Below are 20,865 nucleotides of genomic sequence, written 5' to 3'. Positions count from 1 at the left end.
CGGTGGCTTTTCCCCTCAAAAAGGGATTATCCCGATAGCGACCGGAGAATGCTTTATTCATTGGAAAGGCCCTGGATAATTCCAGGGCCTTAGAAAAACCGACCCGTCAGCTTCGACGGGAGGTCGGCTTAGGGAACACGGTCAGAGATTACTCAGCCGCGGCTGATGCTGACTCGCTGTGTTTGTGGTCACGCATCTGTTCCATTTTGGTTGCGCGTTTCTGGTAGTTCTCGTTGAACTGTTTTTTCTGCTCAGGCGTCAGCAGGTTATACATTTTGTTCTCAGCACGGGCGCGGTCCAGCATACGGTCGGACTGTGCTTTGGTGATGGTATCAATCTGCGATTTCACTTTTGCTTCATCGAAACTGTCTGAAGCGACTAAGGTGTGCATCTGATCCATCTGTGCTTTCATTGCAGCGCGGTCAGGGCGCGCGCCGCTGTCTTTCATAATTTCTTTCATCTGAGTTTTCTGCTGCTCAGTCAGGTTCAGGCCGGCGAACGGGTTCATGTGATGCGGGCCTTTATGGTGCATCATTTTACCTTGCGTTGTCGCCGGTGCGTCGGTTGCCGGAGTCGCCGTGGTTTCAGCAGCAAACGCGAAAGAAGCAGAGCTCAGAGCCAGAGTTGAAGCCACAATCATTGCGGTAAGTTTACGCATAATTAAATTCCTCATTGAATATTCAGGCAAGCCGCCCGTTTTGTTTCGACGAAAGCAAGTCTACTCAATCCAATGAATAGTAATGCGAGGCAGGTGTAAAAGAGTGAAAGCTAAAATGTCATTTTTCCAGCGTTCATGGAGAAACTGTTTAGAAAGCGTAAGGTTGCGCGAACAGACGTGAATGAGAGTTCAGAAAAATCTGAGTAATGCGGGGAGTTCAAACATTAACATGGTGAATGTTTCACCGCCAGACCTCTCTGATAAAAACCGACTGACGTTGATGAGCAGTTTACTTCCGGTGATACCGCTAAAATCAGGCATAATAGTTATCATTTAGTTAACACTTCCTATAACAGCACGGGCCACTTATGACTGAATCCCGCTACGAAACCCTGGCACGTACTTTACGCAGACAAATCGACACGCAGGTCTGGCTGCCGGGCGACCGCCTGCCTTCCTTACGTGAGTCCTGCAAACAGTCGGGGCTGAGCCTGATGACGGTGTTACAGGCGTACCAGTTGCTGGAAAGTCAGGGTGTGATCGTTGCGCGCCCGCAGTCCGGCTATTACGTCGCGGCAGGTTTGCAGCGTCCGGTTCGCCGCCAGCCCGATGAACGCCTGCATGCCGCCGAACAGGTGGACGTCAACGATGCGATTTTCGATATCCTGAAAGCCGGGCAGGATCCTTCCGTCGTGCCGCTGGGTTCGGCATTTCCCGATCCGACATTATTTCCGCAACCGCGTCTTGCGCGTTCTCTTGCCAGCGCCGTCCGCCGGATGTCGCCACACAGCGCCATCGCCAATTTGCCACCGGGTAACGAAGAATTGCGCCGCAGCATCGCCCGTCGTTATGCCCTGAACGGTATTGAAGTGGCACCCGATGAAATCGTCATTACATCTGGCGCGATGGAATCTTTAGGGCTGAGCCTGCAGGCGGTGACCGAACCGGGCGACTGGGTGGCGATTGAGTCCCCGGCATTTTATGGCGCGTTGCAGGCCATAGAGCGGCGCAAGTTGAAAGCGATCGCTATTCCGACCGACGTACGTTTTGGTATGGATCCCGATGCACTGGAAAAAGCGCTGGAAACCTATCCGATCAAAGCCTGCTGGCTGATGTCGAGTTTTCAGAACCCGCTCGGTTGCACAATGCCGTCTGAAAATAAGGCGCGTCTGGTGGATACCCTGCAACGGCATCAGGTGGCGTTAATCGAAGACGACGTTTATAGCGAACTGTATTTTGGCAGTGAACGCCCGGTGCCGCTGAAGGCGTCGGCGTACCGCAGCGAAATCCTTCATTGTTCTTCATTTTCTAAATGTCTGGCACCGGGTTTTCGTGTCGGCTGGGTAGCGGCAGGGAAATACGTTGAGCGTATTGAACGCTTGCAGCTGATGAGTACGTTATCCGCCAGCGTGCCGGTACAGCTGGCGCTGGCAGATTTCCTGCAAAAAGGCGGCCAGCAGGGCGGTTACGACACCCATTTACGCCGCCTGCGCCGTGTGCTGGAACAGCGACAAATGGCGATGCATCACGCCATCATCAAAGAATTCCCCACGCAGGTTTCGGTTTCCCAACCGCAGGGCGGCTATTTCCTCTGGCTCGATTTGGGCGATAACGTGGACGCCGCGCGGGTCTATCAGCGCGCACTGGCCAAAGGCGTCAGCGTCGCGCCGGGCACCATGTTTTCCGCCGACGAACGTTTCCGGCATTGTTTGCGCATCAATACGTCATTCGAATGGGGACCGCACACCGCCCGCGCTATTTCAGTGCTGGCGGCGCTGGTGGCAGAGGAAATTCGGGGGTAACCGGGAAGTGCTTACCCTTCAACGTCTTTCAGACGGTGGAGGTTTTACGGATTACCAGCCGCGCTGGATCCTCCCCGCGCTGAAAATCGGGGCTTCATAATGATCAGAGATATTGCGTACCCGATAAATTTTCCACGTTATGTCTTCACGCTTCAAATACGTCTCAAGGTGAAGGCTCTTTCCATGGTCAATCCCAAGCCAGACATCCACGACTTTTCCGCCCGGAATACTGCGTACGGACCCGGTCTTGAAAGCCGGGATCCACGCTGCGTCATAATCTTGTGTGTACGTAAAATAATCTGCGCTAACGATCTCCTGTTCCGGGATTTTATCCACGGCGGCAAGCCGGTTTAAGGTGTCTGCCGCCACATAACGACGCATTTCAGGCGACTCATACGCCGGAGGGGGATCTTTCAGAAAAGCCGCAAGATAAAATCCATAAAACCCGGTGACCTGTTTAATCGCCAGCTGATTGTCATCGGAACGGGAAGAACACGCTGTTAATAAGCTGAGAGCTAATAGAATAAGTATGCGCATTAGTTCTTCCGGTAAATTTTGTAGGTCGGGTGGGTGTTCCGATATCCCGGGCCGGGATACATGCTGGTTTGGCGAAAATCTGAAAACCACGTTGTACCGTCGTACATCCTCATATGACCCGATGGATTACCACCTTGGTAGGGTTGAATTATTGCCACATCTCCCGCTACTAAAGTTGAACCGGCAGGTACCTCCCTGAACCCGGCGCGTTCAAGCGAAGCACCGTAGTCTTTCGCATCAGGTATATTGTCCAGATGAACGCCGCCAGCCTCTATCGCCTGCCGGGTGTAACGTGCACAGCGATGAACAGAGTGTGAGCCCGCGTGAGTCCTGATATGTGATATTGCGGCATCCCGGTTCCAGCTCATAATCTTCCCTAATCTGAGATAAATTGAGCAGGCAAGGTACGCCGCGAAAAACAACAAAACAATAAAACCAATGCACACTGAGTCACTTTCAGAGGTTTGTTATACGCAAAAGCATTAGCCAAACGATTATTCCCCGCCCGGATTTACAAATCCTGCTCCCTTAATGTCTTCCCGACATTTCCGCCGGGATGCACTTTCAGAAGCCTTTGCTGATCGAAGCCGTTGCGCAGCATGATGTTGCCGCACAGCGCGTCGAAAACGGCCAGCACCAGAACGATGGACGTGGTGGCCAGCATATTGAGCGGGTCGATTTCCTGCTGAATATGCGTTTTTACCACCAGCGTGGCGGCACGGGCAATGGCGGAATCCAGATTCTCTGTCACGCTGATGATGGCGACGCCTTTGGTTTTCAGCGTCGGCAACAGCCGCGTCAGTTCCTCGGAATTTCCGCCGCGTGAAATCAGGATAATCAGATCGTCACTGCGCAGAAAACCCAGGTCTCCGTGCGCGGCGTCGGTGGCGCTGAGATAGACCGACGGCTGTTCGACACACGCCAGCATGTGCGCAATTTTACGTGCTGCAATGCCGGATGTGCCGACGCCGGTGACGGCAATTTTGCCTTTGCAACCGGTCACCAGCGTCAGCAACTGACGCCAGATATCGGCGTCAAGATGGTTTTGCAGGGCCAGCAGTTCCTGGCTGTACGTCCTCCAGCCCTGACACGCCAGCTGAAATTCCTCGTCAGCGGTCATTGTTCTTCCCCCTGCATCAGGCGGCGGTACTTCATGCTGTCGTGATACATCTCGTGGAATACGCGGTATTTACGGTCGTAATATTCTTTGATTTTGTTGGTTTGCGGCGTGACGGTTTTGCCGATACGGCTCATGGCGGCCATCGCTTCGGGCAGTGAATCGTAGGCACCGGCGGCCACGGTGCCCATCATGGCGCTGCCGAGCAACATCGCTTCGCTCTCTTCCGGCAACAGCATCGCGCAGCCAGTGGCGTTGGAATGCTCCTGCACAAATACCGGGTTTTTGGTGCCGCCGCCGCTCGCCATCATGGTATCAATGCGGTAGCCGCTCTGATTCATGGTTTCAATGATATGACGGGTGCCGAGCGCCAGCGCCTGGATCGTCGCGAGATAATGCAGCGCCATGTCTTCCGGCGTGCGCGAGAGTTTCAGGCCGGTCAGCGTGCCGGTGAGCGTCGGGTTGGCGCGCGGCGAACGGTTGCCGTGGAAGTAGGGCAGCATATGAATGTCTTTAGTCAGGAACGCGATGTTTTCCGGTTCACCGGCCATTTTCCGTAACAGGCTGTTCAGCACTTCATAAATGGTTTTTCCGCTGTCTTTGCCCTGTTTCAGTAAATCCTGATAGCACGGATGCGACTGAATCACATGGTCGATCAGCGCCCCGGTGGTGGACTGGCCGCCTTCGTTAAGCCAGTAATCCGGCAGGATCGCGGAGAAATACGGCCCCCAGATACCGCCGATGTAGCGTGCGCTGCGGGACATCGCCATATGCGCCGTAGAAGTGCCGCCAATGAGCGCGATGCGGTTGTCGAAATCGGCGGATTCACCGGATGCGCCGCTGGCGCCGAGAATCCCCAGGCTGCCCGCGTGTGCATCGATAATTGAGACGCTGACCGCGGTTCCGGCCATTAGCCCCATCTCAGCGGCGGCGCGCTGTGTCAGGCCGTGGCCCAGCGGTTCGCCCATGGTTTTGACTTCGCTGCCTATTTTAGCGGCATTGTTTTCCAGCAAATCTTCCAGACCAATCTGGCGGAAATAGCTCGGATCCCAGCGGTCTTCATGGCCGATATAGGTCCATTTACACACCGTGGAACACAGCGAGCGGGTGGTACTTTGTGTGGCGCGCCAGGTCAGGAAATCCGGTAAATCAAACAGATGCCCGACGTTATTCCACGTTGTCGGCATATGTTGTTTCAGCCACAGGAGTTTTGGCGTCTGCATTTCTGGCGAAATAATCCCGCCGACGAATTCCAGCACGCGGTGGCCGGTGGCGTTGATGCGTTCGGCCTGCGTGATGGCGCGGTGATCCATCCACACGATAATGTTCTGCTCGCTGCGGCCGGACGGGCTGACGGTCAGCGGTTTACCTTCTTTATCGAGCACCACCAGCGAACAGGTGGCGTCAAAGCCGATGCCTTTTACCTGAATCGGGTTGATGTCGGCCTGATTCACCGCGTCTTTGACGGCGTTGCAGACGGATTGCCAGATCTCATCGGAAGACTGCTCGACGAAATCAGCTTTCGGGCGGTACAGCGTAATCTCACGGCTGGCCTGACCGACCATGCGGCCGGTCATGTCGAAGACGCCCGCACGGGCGCTGCCGGTTCCTACATCAACTCCAATAAAATAACTCGCCATGTTTTTTCCCTTCGGTAAAAGCAATTCGTTTAAGATTTTCTGTTTTGTAAGGCGATAAACAGGATCAGGACGCCGCCCCAGAGTGCCATCGTCAGGTAACTGCTGACGCCCATCAGGTTCAGGCCGCTTTCCAGCATTTGCAGGACGATCAGCGCCAGCACCAGCCCGATGACCCGCCCGAATCCGCCGTCGGGGTTGATCCCGCCAAGTACGGACGCAAGAATGGTCACCAGCAGATACGAGTCGCCGTAGCCCGCTTTCGCCGAGTTAAATTTAGACATCATCAGCAGCGCCGCACCCCAGCCGAGCAGGGCGGAAAGTACGTACACCGCGATGGTGACTTTATGTGTGTTGACGCCGCTAAAGCGCGTGGCCTGTTCGTTGGAACCCATCAGGTACAAACTGCGGCCGAGCGTGGTGTGTTCCAGCAAAACCCACAACAGCAGCGCCACCAGCAGGAAAAGCAGCAGGGCGACAGGAACGCCCAGCAGGCTGCCGTTGCTCAGATACTGAATCGCCGCCGGGAAACCGGAAATCACCGCGCCGCTGGTGAGTAAAATGTTCAGCCCGGCAATCAGCGTCATGGTGCCGAGCGTTGCCAGAATCGGAGAAACGCCGACGTACGCAATCAGCGCGCCGTTCAGCACCCCAATCACCACCGCAACGGCCAGCCCGGCGAGCATCGCCAGCGCGAAATAACCCGGCTGGTCAGGATGCGCCACCAGAATCGCAGCCATCGCCAGCGAACAGGCATTAGCCCCGGCAATGACGGAAAGGTTGATACCGCCAGTCAGCATGGTGATGCCCATGCCTAACGCCAGCATGCCCAGAATCGGCAACTGCGAGGAAATCGACTGGAAATTGCCGACGCTGTAAAAACTGCCGCCCAGCGTGAAGGAAAACAGCACGGCGACAGCGACGATGATCAGCAACTGCAAGCGGATGATGCGGTCGCCGGGGAGAATTCGGGTTAAGGTCGTCATGTCACATCCCCTTCGCCAGTTTGCGTTTTTCGTTCCACGCGGTGCTGCTGATGCTGACCAGAATGATCACGCCGCTGAAAACCTGATGCCAGTAAGACGAAATGCTCAGTAACGTCAGCCCGTTTTGCAGGAAGGCCAGCAGCATTACGCCAAGAATGGTGCCGGTCAGCGAACCGCGCCCGCCGGTCATGCTGGTACCGCCTAACACCACCGCCGCCAGCACCGTCAGCTCATAACCGAGCAGGGAGTTGGGCGCGACCGACTGCGTGATTTGCGCCTGTACGACCGCCGCAATGCCCGCCAGCAAACCCATAAAGCCGTAAACGTAGAAGTGCAGACGCAGAATATTCAGGCCGAGGCGCGAGGCGGCGTCACGGTTGCTGCCCATTGCATAAATCTGACGGCCCACGCGGGTGCGGTTCATGAGTACGCCGGTGGCGATAATCACACCCAGCAGGCTGAGCAGCGGCAACGTCAGGCCATAGTCATAGCCGTCGGCGGCAGTGAACGAGAACCAGCTGATACCGTTCATAAACCAGTCCGGGAAACCGTACAGCCAGGTGCCGTTGGTCAGATACACCAGCAAACCGTAAAACAGGTTCAGCGTGGCAATGGTGATGATAATTGCCGGAACGCGCAGCCAGTAGACCAGGAATCCGTTCACCAGCCCGAGCAGCAAACCGGTGCCCATCGACATCGCAAACGCCAGCGGAAAACTGCCGCCGTGGTGAATGATGTAACTCGCCATCACGTACTGACCGATTGAGGTCACGGCAGGAAAAGAGATATCAATGCCGCCGGCGATCAGCACCACGAACAGGCCACAGGCCAGAATGCCGAGAATGGCGTAGCTGGTGGCAACGTCGGTGAGATTGCCGAGCGTCATAAATTCACTGGTGCGCAGGCTCAGGCCGATGACCAGCAGCAGAACCAGTAATCCCAGCCAGAATTCGTGCTGAGAAAACAATTTGGAAAGCTTTTTGTTATCCATTGATTGCCTCCGCAATCTGCGCTTCGCTGCTCTGGTGCGGGGCAAACTCCGCCACCAGCTGGCCTTTACGCATCACCAGCACGCGGTGACTGTTGTAATAAGCTTCGGGAATTTCATCGCAAATCATCAGAACGGCCATGCCGGACTCCGCCAGATCGCGCGCAATACGGTAGATGCCTTCTTTGTTGGCGATATCCACGCCGACCGTCGGCGAATCCAGGATCAGAATATGCGGCTGCGTCGCCACCCATTTGGCGATGGCAATACGCTGCGCATTCCCGCCGGATAACGTTTTCACCGGCAGTGCGCTGTCCGAAACTTTGATGTTCAGATCGCGGATCAGATCTTTCACCACGGCGGTCGCTTTGCGGTGATCCATCAGGCCGGTGGCGGTGTGCAGCTTGTCGAAAATGGACACCAGCGTGTTGTCATAAATCGACTGCTCCATGACCAGCCCTTGCGTCAGGCGGTCTTCAGAGACATACGCGATGCCGTGGCGGATAGCGTCGCGGTTACTGTGAAATTTCACCGGATTGCCGTTCACGCGGATTTCACCGCTGTCAGGCTGGCTCATGCCGAACAGGCTCAGGCACAGTTCGGTGCGACCCGACCCCAGCAGGCCGATAATCGAGGTAATTTCGCCCTGACGCAGCGACAGCGAAATATCCTGATACTGGCCCTTGCGGCTCAGGTGGCTGACTTCCAGCAGCGGTGTCGCTTCAGCGGGTGCGCGGTGCGGCAGATGGCTGTAGCTAAAACGCTGCCCGGTCATCAGGAAGGCCAGCTCGTTGCTGTCGAGCGAACTCGCCGGATAGGTGCCGACCAGCTTGCCGTCGCGCATCACACTGATCCGGTCGGCGACTTCCATCACTTCATCTAAACGGTGGCTGACGAAAACCACGCAAATGCCCGCCGCTTTCAGCTCACTGACTACCCGCAGCAGGCCGTTTACCTCGGTGCGGGTCAGTGACGCGGTGGGTTCATCCATGATCACCAGGCTGGCGTCAGCAGCGATTGCCCGGCATATTGCCACCAGCTGACGGTCGGCGATCGATAACTTTTCGACTTTACGATCCGGGTCGAGAGAAACCCCAACCCGTTGCATCGCCGCTATCGCTTTTTTGCGCATTGCCTCACGATGTACCCAAAAATCGCCGCCCGGCAAATAGCGGTGAATCGCGATATTTTCGGCCACCGATAAATTGGGGAATAAAGAAAGGTCCTGATAAATCACCTGAATGCCGTAATAAGAAGACAGTTGCGGCGTTAAGGAATGAAAGAGTTTGCCGTCCAGCGTAATCGCGGCGCCTTTTTCCGGCTGATAAACGCCGGAAATGACTTTAATAATTGTACTTTTCCCGCAACCATTCTGGCCCGCCAGACAATGCACTTCGCCTTTATTTAAGGTGAGCGAGACATTATCCAGTGCCAGTACGCCGGGGAATTTTTTGCTGATTTTCTCGAGGCTGATAAATGCCTCAGCAGGAACGACGGGCGTGAGTATATTCATCACATAATCCTTACAGCGTTTTCCCCGTCATACTTCAAATTGCAGATGCGTTGGCTGCGCTTGCTCACCCGAATCACTTACTCAAGTATGCTCATCGGGATTCTCTCGCTTGCCGCCTTCCTGCAATCCGAATTATTTAGGGGGCATTTTTTATATTGGGGGAAACAAATACGGCACAACAAACAACGCCCTATTTGTTTCATTCCCCTGGTGTGGCGCGGGAGATAATGCATCTCCGGTAAAAATGAAAACTATTTTATGAAATCAGAAGCCGAGTGATTTCGCGTTATCCGGTGTGACTTCGAGGATTTTATTAAAGCGAATCACGTGTTTTTCGGTATCCACATCGGCTTTCCCTAAGGTGTCGATGGTCAGATCCTTCGTCACTTCTTTACCCTGCAACAGCTGGTCGGCAACGGTAACCAGCGCGTAACCGGCATCTTTCGGATCCCACAGCAGGACTTTCTTAATATCACCGCGCATCAGGTAAGGCGCGGCCTGCGCTGGCATTGCAATACCGACGACGGCGATTTTATTTTTCGCACGTTTTTGCTGTACGGCCTGACCGGCACCGATCGGGCCGAGTGAGCCGAAGCCGATAATCCCTTTCAGATCAGGATAGGTTTTCATCAGATCCAGCGTAGTGGAGTAGGACTTGTCGATATTTTCTGCCACCGGCAAACGTGAGGTGACTTCGTGCATATCCGGGTATTTTTCTTTCTGATACTTAATTGCCGCGTCAGCCCACGCGTTGTGCAATGGCACGGTCAGGGAACCGACATAAATAGCATAACCGCCTTTGCTGCCCATATCTTTTGCCAGCTCATCCATATTGGCTTCGGCATATTTCTGGCTGTCGATGGTTTCGATATCCCACTGACCAATCTGCTGATCCGGAGATTCGTGGGTTAATACCACGATGCCCTGATCGCGGGCTTTTTTCAGCACCGGTTCCAGCACTTTGGCATCGTTCGGCACCACGATAATCGCATCCACCTTTTTAGCGATGAGATCTTCAATGACTTTCACCTGCTGGGGCGGGTCTGGCGTTGAAGCACCCACCTGATACGCGTTGACGTCCAGTTTCTGCGCGGCTTCTTTTACGCCAACTTCCATGCGGGTGAACCAGGGAATGCCGGTGACTTTCGCCACGACGGCGATGTCGTAGGGTTTATTGGCGGCGAAAGTCGGTGTCGTGAATAACATGCATGCTGAAACCACACATGCACTGACTAATGCGAGGTTAAATTTCATGTCTGTACCTTTCTTATGAGGGTTTGTGTAGGGGGCGGTCGGGGTAAATGCCGCAATCAGAGATTAACTTAACGGGAAAGCGCTTTTCGCGTGCTCGTGAACGGAGTGTGATCAAAGTCCTCAATTGTTAATTTATATAATCTATATGGTTAAATTTAAGTTTCATAAATTCGAATCGCAGGCATGGCGTGGCAACGGGAATTGAAGTTACCGATAACAATATTACATAAATATAACAATTTAATAACAATTTCGTATCAATAAAACAAGGCTGATGTATTTTTGAGCCCTAAAACTTCCTCACACGTTTTTATTTGCGCAGAATGTGAACACGGTCACGGGGCGGAAATGCCCCAAGCGGGTGCGTGATTGCACTGATATCGGGCGATGTGCTGCCGCGGTGCATGAGCGCATCAGCGCCAGATCACAATCCTGCACAATATCTGCCATCAGAAATCAAAATAATTCCCTGCATACTCATTCCTTTCCCCTCGTTGCTGTAAAAGGGGATTTTTTCTTTTATTCATTTTTTATGCAATTTAAGTGAATAACAGGCGGTATTAAGTGGTTGTTTTTTCTGGGTGTCGCCTTTTTTATTCACTTTTTCCCTTTGCTGGCACGAAGACTGCAATCTATGATGTGACTGAGTGAGATTATTTATTAACTTTTAAATAACAAATTAATAACTGCATTCCCTGCCAGTCCGGGGGGCGGAAACGGTCACCCTGAATTCAGCCAGTCACTGAGACTTAATAAAGAGGTTTATATGGAACACCAACAGCAGCCGCAAAATGTTAGCCGCCAGAACTTTGATGACTGGATGGTGCCGGTTTATGCCCCTGCCGCGTTTATTCCGGTACGGGGTGAAGGATCCTGGCTGTGGGATCAGGCGGGCAAAGATTATGTCGATTTTGCGGGCGGTATTGCGGTGAACGCGCTGGGGCATGCACATCCGGAAATTCGCAAAACGCTGCATGAGCAGGCGGATAAGGTCTGGCATCTGGGAAACGGCTATACCAATGAGCCGGTGCTGCGGCTGGCGAAACAGCTGATCGACGCGACCTTTGCCGACAAAGTCTTTTTCTGTAATTCCGGTGCGGAAGCGAACGAAGCGGCGCTCAAACTGGCGCGGTTGTACGGGCATAAAGCGGGTGGCGATAAGAACGAGATTATTGCCTTCAAAAACGCCTTCCACGGCCGCACGTTGTTCACCGTCACCGCTGGCGGCCAGCCGAAATATTCTGAAGATTTCGCGCCGTTGCCACCGGCGATTACCCATCTGCCGTTCAACGATCTGGCCGCCGTTGCCAGCCAGATTTCTTCGCGTACCTGTGCCGTGATTGTTGAGCCGATTCAGGGCGAAGGCGGCGTGGTGCCTGCCGATGCGCAATTCCTGCAAGGGCTGCGCGAGCTGTGCGACAAACATCAGGCCGTGCTTATTTTCGATGAAGTCCAGACCGGCGTGGGCCGCACCGGCGAGCTGTATGCCTACCAGCATTACGGTGTGGTGCCGGATATTCTGACCAGTGCCAAAGCATTGGGCGGTGGCTTCCCGATTGGCGCGATGCTGACCACGGATCGCTACGCCGCGCTGTTCCAGCCCGGCACCCACGGCACAACTTACGGCGGTAACCCGCTGGCAACGGCAGTGGCCGGCAAGGTGTTCGGGATGATCAACACACCGGAAGTACTGTCCGGCGTACAGAAACGTCATCAGTGGTTTATCGAGGGGCTGAAACGCATTAATGACCGCCATCACGTCTTCAGCCAAGTGCGCGGGCAAGGCTTGTTGCTCGGCGCCGTCATGAGTGAACGTTATAAAGATCAGGCTAAACAGCTGAACACGCTGGCCGCCGAAGAAGGGTTGATCGCCCTGATTGCCGGGCCGAACGTGTTGCGTTTCGCACCTTCGCTGATTATTCCGGGTGCTGATGTCGAAGAAGGGCTGAACCGCCTTGAACACGCCGTCGCCCGCCTGTGCGTATGAATCTCCAGGATAAATGAGGTAAAGCATCATGATGTTGATTCGACCTGTGCGGCCCGGTGATCTTGCCGATATCCTGCAGTTGTCAGGCAAAACCGGCATCGGTTTAACGTCTTTGCCCAAGGATGAAGCGCATTTACGCGCACGTATTGAACGTTCTGTGGCGACCTGGGAAGGCCGCCTCGGGAAAGCCGACCAGGGTTATCTGTTCGTGCTTGAAGATACTGAACGGGAAAAAGTGGTGGGCGTCAGTGCGATTGAAGTGGCCGTCGGGCTGAGCGAGCCCTGGTATAACTTCCGCCTCGGCACGCTGGTTCATGCGTCCAAAAGTCTGAATATTTACAAACCGGTGCCGACGCTGTTTCTCAGCAATGATCACACCGGTTATACCGAGCTTTGCACGTTGTTCCTCGATCCTGAATACCGCCACGGGAAAAACGGGCAGTTGTTATCAAAAGTTCGCTTCCTGTTTCTGGCGGCTTTTCGCGAATATTTCTCCCGTAAGGTGATTGCCGAGATGCGCGGGATGTCTGATGACACCGGACATTCCCCTTTCTGGGACAGCGTCGGGCGGCATTTTTTTGGTATGGAATTCGCTGAGGCCGATCGCCTGACCGGCATGGGGCAAAAATCGTTTATTGCCGAGCTGATGCCTAAACACCCGCTTTATACTGAACTGCTCAGCCACGAAGCCCGTGAAGTGATTGGCGAAGTACATCCGCAAACGGCCCCGGCGCGTGCCGTGCTGGAAGGCGAAGGGCTGCGTTATGAAGGTTATGTCGATATTTTCGATGCCGGGCCGACGCTGGAAGGTGAAATCGACCAGTTGCGCGCGGTTAAAGAAAGCCGCCTGCTGCCGGTCAGGCTGGCGGAGCACCGCAGCGATCGCGATGAGCCTTTATATCTGGTGGCCAACGAGCAATATCAGAATTTTCGCGCATTAATCGTCCCCGGCGATAATTCGCCTGATTCACTGACGCTCAATGCCGCAGAGGCTGAAGCGCTTGGGGTGCTGGAAAACCAGAGCCTGCGCGCCGTGGCACTTTTCCCCGGTAATTCCATAATCAATCCGACGCAACTTCAAAAAAAGGAAAGCCTCGCATGATGCAACCCGCACTCTTTATTCAGGGCCAGTGGCGTAGCGGACAAGGTGCGCAACTGAACAAAATCAATCCGGCCGATAACGCATTGTTGTGGTCAGCTCTGAGCGCAAATGCCGAAGACGTTGATGCTGCCTGTGCGGCAGCGCGCACGGCGTTTCCGGCCTGGGCGCGCAAAACTGTGGCTGAACGGGCCGTCGTGATTCAACGTTTCGCCGATTTACTGACGGAACACAAAACCCGGCTGGCTGAAATTATCAGCCAGGAAACCAGCAAACCACGCTGGGAAACGCTGACCGAGATCCAGGCGATGATCGGTAAAGTGGCTATTTCTGTGGACGCCAGTCAGCAACGCACCGGCGAAAAACACACGGCGATGCCGGATGGCGAAGCGGTTTTACGCCATCGTCCGCACGGCGTTCTGGCAGTGTTCGGGCCGTATAATTTCCCCGGACATCTGCCAAACGGTCATATCGTTCCGGCACTGCTGGCGGGCAATACGATTGTTTTCAAACCGAGCGAGCTGACGCCGAAAACTGCCGAGGAAACCGTGAAACTCTGGCAGCAGGCTGGTTTACCGGAAGGCGTGCTTAATCTGGTGCAGGGCGGGCGTACGACCGGCGAAGCGCTGGCGGCCTGCGGGAATATTGACGGGCTGCTGTTTACCGGCAGCGCGGGCACGGGGTATCAGTTACACCGCCAGCTGGCCGGTCAGCCAGAAAAAATTCTTGCGCTGGAGATGGGGGGGAATAACGCACTGATCGTAGAACCGGTTGCAGACATTGATGCGGCCGTGAATCTTACCATTCAGTCTGCCTTTATCTCCGCCGGCCAGCGTTGCACCTGTGCACGCCGCTTGCTGGTGAAAGAAGGCCAGGCGGGGGATGCGTTTATTGCGCGTTTGCTCGATGTCACGATGCAGCTGCGCGTGGGCGGCTGGAATGACAGTCCGCAACCGTTTATGGGCGGGGTGATTTCAGACGCCGCAGCCCGCAACATGCTCAAAGCGCAGGACGAATTGCTGGCGCTGGGCGGTAAACCGCTGCTGTTGCTGACACGCCCGGATCCGCTGAATACGGTGCTGACGCCTGGGATTATCGATCTTACCGGTGTGGCCGGAGTTCCGGATGAAGAATACTTCGGGCCTCTGCTGAGTATTTACCGCTACAGCGATTTTGACCATGCAATCGCGCTGGCTAATCAGACGCGCTTCGGGCTGGCTACCGGGCTGATATCCGCTGAGCGCAATCAGTTTGAGCAGCTATTATTGGAAGCAAGGGCGGGTATTGTTAACTGGAACAAACCGCTGACCGGCGCGTCAAGCAACGCCCCGTTTGGTGGTATCGGTGCCTCCGGTAATCACCGTCCGAGCGCTTATTACGCCGCGGATTACTGTGCGTGGCCAATGGCTTCGCTGGAAACAGACAAGCTGGAACTCCCTGCGACGCTGTCGCCTGGTGTTGATTTCCGTACAACCTGAGGAGAGGCTGAATGTCCGGATGTGAAGCAAATTTCGACGGATTAGTCGGACCCACACACCATTACGCCGGGTTGTCGTTTGGCAACGAGGCGTCAACCAAAAACCAGAATGCGGTCGCTAATCCCCGGCTGGCGGCGAAGCAGGGCTTACTGAAAATCAAAGCGCTGGCGGATTTGGGATTTGCACAAGGCATTTTGCCCCCGCATGAGCGCCCGCACCTGAGCACGTTGCGCAAGATGGGGTTTGGCGGCAGCGATCGTGAGGTACTGGCTAAAGCGCAGGCCTATTCACCGCGCCTGCTGTCGTCACTGAGCTCCGCGTCATCTATGTGGGTGGCAAATGCGGCGACGGTTTCCCCTTCAGCGGACAGCGCGGACGGACGGGTGCATTTCACCGTGGCCAATCTGAACAACAAATTCCATCGCGCGATTGAAGCGGATACCACATCCGCTATTTTGCACGCGACGTTCCATGCTGATAAATATTTCGCGCACCACGACGCACTGCCACAGGTGACCGCGCTGGGCGATGAGGGCGCGGCAAACCACAACCGTTTATGCGGCGCGTACGATAAACCCGGCGTGCAGATTTTTGTGTACGGGCGCGACGGGCTGGCCACCGGTGAAAACGAACCGGTACGCTATCCGGCGCGCCAGACCCGCTTAGCCAGTGATGCGGTGGCACGCCTGCATCAGCTTGATGAAAAACGCACGGTCTTTATTCAGCAAAACCCGCACGCTATCGACAGCGGCGTTTTTCACAATGACGTCATCTCGGTCAGTAACGGTAACGTGCTTTTCCATCATGAACAGGCGTTTGTGAATTCCACCAAAGCGCTGGAAGACATTCGCCGCAAAATGGCCGCGCTGGAGCTGGATTTTCTGCCGATTGAAGTGCCGCGGTCGAAGGTTTCCCTCGACGATGCGGTAGCGACTTATCTGTTTAACAGCCAGTTGCTGACCAAATCCGACGGAAAAATGCTGCTGGTGGTGCCGGAGGAATCCCGCCAACATGCCGGTGTCTGGGCCTATTTATCGGCGCTGAAAGAGAGCGGCGGGCCGATCAATCAGATTGAAGTCTTTGATCTGCGCGAAAGTATGCGTAACGGTGGCGGCCCGGCGTGCCTGCGCCTGCGTGTGGCGCTGAACCGCAATGAACTGAATGCGGTGAATGTCGCTTCCCTGATGAGTGACAGCCAGTTTGTGCGGCTCAACGCCTGGGTCGATAAGCATTACCGCGACCGGATGCAGGCTAAAGATCTGGCCGATCCGCAACTGCTGACGGAAGTCCGGGCTGCGCTCGATGAACTGACCAATATTCTCGGTCTGGGTGCTATTTATCCGTTCCAGCGCTAAGCCTCAAAGGAGTGAACGCATGTTTGATTTTCTGGCGATGACGCTTCGGGCAGAACCTGTCACGGAGCCCGCAGGGCAAACTGAAACGCTGGACTGGCAGTGGCGCGGAGAAGGTATTCTCGAACTCTCCCCGCGCCAGCCTTGTGACGTTGCCGTGGTGATTTCCGCCGGTATCCACGGCAATGAAACGGCACCGGTTGAGCTGCTAAATCAGCTGGTGGGTGAGCTGTTAAACGCAAAAAGGCAGCTGCGCGTCCGGTTGCTGGTACTGCTGGGCAATCCTCCCTCAATGCGCATTAATAAGCGTTTTGTTGATGCGGATATGAACCGTATGTTTGGCGGCCGGCACGCGCGTATTCCGCCTGTTGATGAAACCCGCCGGGCGCAGGAGCTTGAACAGGTGATGGCGTTGTTTTACCGCAGCGCAAAAGCGGCGGGGGCAACACAACGTTTCCATTATGATTTGCACACGGCTATCCGCGGTTCAAAGCATGTTCGTTTCGGATTGCTGCCCTTCCAGGCACGTCCGAAGGGCGAGGCGATGCTCAGATGGCTTGATGCGGCGGGGCTGGATGCGCTGGTACATCATCGTTCGCCGGGCGGCACGTTTACGCATTTCAGTAGCGAAGTTTTTCAGGCGGACAGCTGCACGCTGGAACTGGGCAAGGCGCTGCCCTTTGGCCACAACGATCATGCTCAGTTCACCGGTATCCGCCGGGCGCTGGAAAACCTGGTTAGCGGTGAACCTTTGCCCGCGCGGGAAGCAGAGACACCGTTGATCCATTACCGCGTTGTGCAGGATATTATCCGGTCAAAAGAAGACTTCCGCCTGTTTGTCCCGGCAGATGCGCTGAATTTTACGGCATTCAAAAAAGGTTTTGTGCTGGCAGAAGAAAGTGGCAAGACCTATCAGGTCGAAGAGGAAGAAGAGAGGGTGTTATTCCCGAATCCGAACGTTGCTACGGGGTTGCGGGCCGGTCTGATGCTGGTCCCCGTTATCGCTTAAACAGCCGCTGCGTTGGCGGCTTTTATATGTGTCGCCGGTCAGTAACACGAATAACGGGAAGATAACGGTTTAATCTCCACAAAGAAAAAGGGTTCTGATTTTCATCAGAACCCTTTTTCTTTAATTTGGCGGTGAGGGAGGGGTTCGAACCCTCGATACGATTTCTCGTATACACACTTTCCAGGCGTGCTCCTTCAGCCACTCAGACACCTCACCGTGTTCGTTGCATCGCAAGCTCTGCAACGGGGCGCTACTATAGGGAGACAGCCGCGAAGGGTCAAGAAGATTTTCGGTGTTTTGTCTCAGGTGCTCAGACTCTGTTCAGGCGAAGGTTATTACGGTGGCAGGCGTGTTTTCGAAACGCAGAATAGCAAAAGGCCCGGATTTTCATCCAGGCCTTTGGCTTTAATGTGGTGGAGAGAGAGGGGTTCGAACCCTCGATACGATTGCTCATATACACACTTTCCAGGCGTGCTCCTTCAGCCACTCAGACACCTCTCCAGCTGTCAGCCACACCGCAGTGCTGCTGACCGGCGCTAATGTAGGGAAAAGTGGCTTCTGCGTCAACCCTCTTTTGCAGGTTCCGTGCCGTTTACACAAACTTAGAGCAATTTGCTGATTTACAGAACAAAAGCTGCTCAAAGCCTGAGCGCCCGGCAGGCTGTTCCCCTGCGTGATTAATTTTGCTTATAAAAATGAATAAATAAGTAGATTTTTTGCATAAAAGCACAATTATCCGACAAACACTTTTTGTTACGGCTAAATAGCAAGATATGTTGTGGAAAACATCTCTTATGGCGGTATAACCATGCCCTCTACAAAAATGCTTCGTATAAGAACTGCACAAGTCATCATTTGAAGCAGAGTTTATTTCTCAGATAAGGACAGGGGTCATTCTTGAGTCAGTTAAACAGCACGACCGCACCGCATCATCGGGCGGCGATACCCGCCGGAGCCGGTACTTTATTTTTCGTTCAGACATTCGCAACGCTGGGCTTTGCGGTGCTGTATTCCACTCTGGTGCTGTATGCCACCAAAAAACTGGGTTTCAGCGAAGATAATGCCAACGCCATCATGGGCGTTTTCGGGGCATTCAACTACGGGCTGCATATGTTTGGTGGCTATCTCGGCGGGCGATATCTCAGCAACCGTAATCTGTTTGTACTCGGCATGGTGTTGCAGGTCTTCGGCTGTGCGCTGATTGCGCTGGAAGGCGTGACCGGCTTGTACTGGGGGCTGGCGATGTTCCTGACCGGCAGCGGGCTGAATGTAACCTGCCTGAACATGATGCTGACGCAGCGGTTTGCACCAGACGATGACCGCCGTGAATCTGCATTTTTGTGGAATTATGCCGGGATGAATCTGGGCTTCTTTATCGGTTTCGCCGTCGCAGGGTATTTCCAGCTGAGTGAAAACTACCGCGCACTGTTTCTGTTCGCTACGCTCGGCAATGTGGCGGCAGTGGTTGTTACGCTCTCCCGCTGGTCGGTTCTGGCTGACATCAGCACGCCGCTTAAAGGCGTCAGCCGCAGCCAGTTGCTGCGCCGTATGGCTGTTGGTATCGCTATTTTAATCATCCTTGTGCCGGTCATTCGTATGTTGCTGACCCACGCGGAGTTCAGCAGTTACTTTGTGGTCGCGCTGGGTATTATTATTTTTGCACTGATGGCACTGGTAACTTTCCGCCACCGTGATGCTGATGAGCGCCGCCGGATGAAAGCTTATTTGCTGCTGGCGTTGGGATCACTGGTCTTCTGGACGCTGTACCAGCTGGCGCCAATGGGCCTGATGCTGTTCTCCGAAAACAATATTAATCTGAACGTGTACGGTATCCGTGTGGCACCGCAATGGATCCAGAACATTAATACTCTCGTGATTGTCATTGGCGGCCCGCTGATGGCGCTGTGGTTCAATAAATTGCGTCAGCGCGGCTGGAAAATTGATGTTCCGGCACAGTTCTCGGCTTCTTTATTCTGCATGGGACTGGGAATGCTGGTTCTGCCGCTGGGGATCCATCTGGCGGGCGGCGACGGGCTGGTGGCGTTTAAATGGATTGCCATCAGCTATTTGCTGCAAAGCATTGGTGAGCTGCTGATTTCGCCTATCGGCTACGCGATGATTGGCAAGCTGGCACCGGCGCGCTATCAGGGCGTGATGATGGGATGCTGGATGATGGTCACTGGCGTGGCATCGGTACTGGCCAGCTATATTTCTGGGCTGATGCCGCAGAATGCAGGCAGTACGCCAGCGCTGACGAACCCGGGTTACAGCGAAGTCTTTAACGCGCTGGGCTGGGGATCGGTCGTGACCGGTGTAGTATTGCTGGTGCTTATTCCGCTGCTGCGCCGGATGATCCGCCGGGAGCCTGCCGCCGCCTGATAAAATGGCGGTGCAAATCACTCCTTTCACAGGCTCCGATTTCCGGGGCCTGTTCTTTTTTCAGCCGCAGGGTTGCATCCTGATGATATTCAGGGAAATCTATCAGTCCACAGGAGGCACCGCGATGAACATTATTTTTTACCACCCTACATTTGATGCAAAACTCTGGATTGACGGCATCACAAAAAGATTGCCGCAGGCCAATATGCGGGTATGGCAAGCCGGTGACGACCAGCCGGCGGATTACGCGTTAGTATGGCGTCCGCCGCATGACATGCTGGCATCGCGCACGGCGCTGAAAGGGATTTTTGCCCTCGGTGCGGGCGTTGATGCCATCCTCGCACAGGAACAGCATCAGCCCGGGACATTGCCTGCAGGCGTACCTTTATTGCGGCTTGAAGATACCGGGATGTCTTTGCAAATGCAGGAATATGCGCTGGCGGCCGTGCTGCGCTATTTCCGCCGCATGGATGAATACCAGCTGTTCCAGCAACAAAAGCAGTGGCATGCTCTGGTTCCTCATTCACGCAGCGATTTTACCCTCGGTGTGCTTGGCGCGGGTGTGCTGGGCAGCAGCGTTGCTGAAGCTTTGGCTGGTATGCAGTTCACCGTGCGCACCTGGAGTCGCAGTGCCAAATCACAGGCCGGAGTACAAAGTTTCTATGGTGACGATCAGCTGGCTGCGTTCTCAACCGGTTGTAAAGTACTGATTAATCTCTTGCCGAATACACCGCATACCGCGGGTATTCTCAATCATCAACTGTTCACAAATATGCAGCATAATGCCTATCTGATTAACCTCGGACGTGGCGGTCATCTGGCCGAAGGTGATTTATTGCGGGCGCTGGACAGCGGGCAAATAGCCGCTGCTACGCTGGATGTCTTCACCGAAGAACCCTTGCCGGCGATGCACCCGTTCTGGTCGCATCCGCGTGTGAGCATCACGCCACACGTTGGTGCAGATACGCTGCCGCAAGAAGCGATGGACAGTATTGTCAGCAATATTGTTGCGATTGAAGAAGGGCGCGAACCTGCCGGGCAGGTCGATCTCATCCGGGGTTATTAACGT

The 20,865-nt window shown here is 54.7% G+C and carries 17 protein-coding genes and 2 tRNA genes; 8 read left to right on the top strand and 11 right to left on the bottom strand.

Annotated elements, in window-relative coordinates; genetic code table 11:
• Positions 1-148: 148 nt before the first annotated feature.
• The gene (gene spy / locus CWS43_RS19570; RefSeq protein WP_101078748.1) at positions 149-658 is read right to left on the bottom strand and encodes an ATP-independent periplasmic protein-refolding chaperone Spy; all 510 of its coding nucleotides are present in this window, start codon (positions 656-658) and stop codon (positions 149-151) included.
• Positions 659-1,026: 368 nt separating this feature from the next.
• Here spy and CWS43_RS19565 point away from each other — a divergent pair, with 368 nt between their 5' ends.
• Positions 1,027-2,460 (top strand): PLP-dependent aminotransferase family protein, encoded by a 1,434-nt coding sequence (locus CWS43_RS19565; RefSeq protein WP_101078747.1) that lies wholly within the window; start codon positions 1,027-1,029, stop codon positions 2,458-2,460.
• Between the two features lie 51 nt (positions 2,461-2,511).
• Here CWS43_RS19565 and CWS43_RS19560 read toward each other — a convergent pair whose 3' ends face one another.
• From CWS43_RS19560 to CWS43_RS19520, 8 genes are all read right to left on the bottom strand, one after another.
• Positions 2,512-2,997: a YbjP/YqhG family protein gene (locus CWS43_RS19560; RefSeq protein WP_101078746.1), complete on the bottom strand. Its 486-nt coding sequence runs from the start codon at positions 2,995-2,997 to the stop codon at positions 2,512-2,514.
• Positions 2,997-3,365: a hypothetical protein gene (locus CWS43_RS27585; protein WP_101078790.1), complete on the bottom strand. Its 369-nt coding sequence runs from the start codon at positions 3,363-3,365 to the stop codon at positions 2,997-2,999. The genes CWS43_RS19560 and CWS43_RS27585 overlap by 1 nt, the downstream gene beginning before the upstream one ends.
• 143 nt (positions 3,366-3,508) lie before the next feature.
• Entirely contained in the window at positions 3,509-4,117 is a 609-nt protein-coding gene (locus CWS43_RS19550) for an SIS domain-containing protein (protein ID WP_101078745.1), read from the bottom strand.
• Positions 4,114-5,754, bottom strand: coding sequence for an FGGY-family carbohydrate kinase (locus CWS43_RS19545; protein ID WP_101078744.1), 1,641 nt, complete (start codon positions 5,752-5,754; stop codon positions 4,114-4,116). The genes CWS43_RS19550 and CWS43_RS19545 overlap by 4 nt, the downstream gene beginning before the upstream one ends.
• Before the next feature lie 29 nt (positions 5,755-5,783).
• On the bottom strand, positions 5,784-6,737 hold the full coding sequence (locus tag CWS43_RS19540; protein WP_101078743.1) for an ABC transporter permease: 954 nt from the start codon (positions 6,735-6,737) through the stop codon (positions 5,784-5,786).
• A gap of 1 nt (position 6,738) precedes the next feature.
• On the bottom strand, positions 6,739-7,728 hold the full coding sequence (locus tag CWS43_RS19535; RefSeq protein ID WP_101078742.1) for an ABC transporter permease: 990 nt from the start codon (positions 7,726-7,728) through the stop codon (positions 6,739-6,741).
• Positions 7,721-9,238, bottom strand: coding sequence for a sugar ABC transporter ATP-binding protein (locus CWS43_RS19530; protein ID WP_101078741.1), 1,518 nt, complete (start codon positions 9,236-9,238; stop codon positions 7,721-7,723). Before CWS43_RS19530 ends, CWS43_RS19535 begins: the two co-directional genes overlap by 8 nt.
• A 264-nt stretch (positions 9,239-9,502) precedes the next feature.
• A complete protein-coding gene (locus tag CWS43_RS19520) occupies positions 9,503-10,492 on the bottom strand; it encodes an autoinducer 2 ABC transporter substrate-binding protein (protein WP_101078739.1) in 990 nt (329 codons plus the stop codon).
• A 766-nt stretch (positions 10,493-11,258) separates the two neighbouring features.
• Here CWS43_RS19520 and CWS43_RS19515 point away from each other — a divergent pair.
• The 5 genes from CWS43_RS19515 to astE are packed head-to-tail and all read left to right on the top strand — an operon-like array spanning position 11,259 to position 17,417.
• A complete protein-coding gene (locus tag CWS43_RS19515; protein WP_101078738.1) occupies positions 11,259-12,479 on the top strand; it encodes an aspartate aminotransferase family protein in 1,221 nt (406 codons plus the stop codon).
• A 28-nt stretch (positions 12,480-12,507) separates the two neighbouring features.
• Positions 12,508-13,581 (top strand): arginine N-succinyltransferase, encoded by a 1,074-nt coding sequence (gene astA, locus CWS43_RS19510; RefSeq protein WP_101078737.1) that lies wholly within the window; start codon positions 12,508-12,510, stop codon positions 13,579-13,581.
• The gene (astD, locus tag CWS43_RS19505) at positions 13,578-15,056 is read left to right on the top strand and encodes a succinylglutamate-semialdehyde dehydrogenase (RefSeq protein WP_101078736.1); all 1,479 of its coding nucleotides are present in this window, start codon (positions 13,578-13,580) and stop codon (positions 15,054-15,056) included. The genes astA and astD overlap by 4 nt, the downstream gene beginning before the upstream one ends.
• An 11-nt stretch (positions 15,057-15,067) precedes the next feature.
• Positions 15,068-16,411 carry an N-succinylarginine dihydrolase gene (astB, locus tag CWS43_RS19500; RefSeq protein WP_101078735.1) on the top strand — a complete coding sequence of 448 codons (1,344 nt, stop codon included), beginning with the start codon at positions 15,068-15,070 and terminating at the stop codon, positions 16,409-16,411.
• Positions 16,412-16,430: 19 nt separating this feature from the next.
• Entirely contained in the window at positions 16,431-17,417 is a 987-nt protein-coding gene (astE, locus tag CWS43_RS19495; RefSeq protein ID WP_101078734.1) for a succinylglutamate desuccinylase, read from the top strand.
• 126 nt (positions 17,418-17,543) lie between these two features.
• On the opposite strand, the gene CWS43_RS19490 is transcribed toward astE, so the two are convergent.
• Positions 17,544-17,633, bottom strand: a tRNA-Ser gene (locus tag CWS43_RS19490).
• 195 nt (positions 17,634-17,828) lie between these two features.
• Positions 17,829-17,918: transfer RNA gene (locus CWS43_RS19485), tRNA-Ser, on the bottom strand.
• A 396-nt stretch (positions 17,919-18,314) separates the two neighbouring features.
• Between CWS43_RS19485 and CWS43_RS19480 the strand changes: the two genes are divergently transcribed.
• On the top strand, positions 18,315-19,796 hold the full coding sequence (locus CWS43_RS19480) for a peptide MFS transporter (protein ID WP_101078733.1): 1,482 nt from the start codon (positions 18,315-18,317) through the stop codon (positions 19,794-19,796).
• Between the two features lie 124 nt (positions 19,797-19,920).
• Entirely contained in the window at positions 19,921-20,862 is a 942-nt protein-coding gene (ghrA, locus tag CWS43_RS19475; protein ID WP_101078789.1) for a glyoxylate/hydroxypyruvate reductase GhrA, read from the top strand.
• Positions 20,863-20,865: the final 3 nt, after the last annotated feature.

It is taken from the genome of Rahnella sp. AA, assembly GCF_002834385.1.
Taxonomy (GTDB): Bacteria; Pseudomonadota; Gammaproteobacteria; order Enterobacterales; family Enterobacteriaceae; genus Rahnella.
The sequence above is the reverse complement of the archived record's forward strand: the minus strand, read 5'-3'. Positions and strand labels throughout refer to the sequence as shown.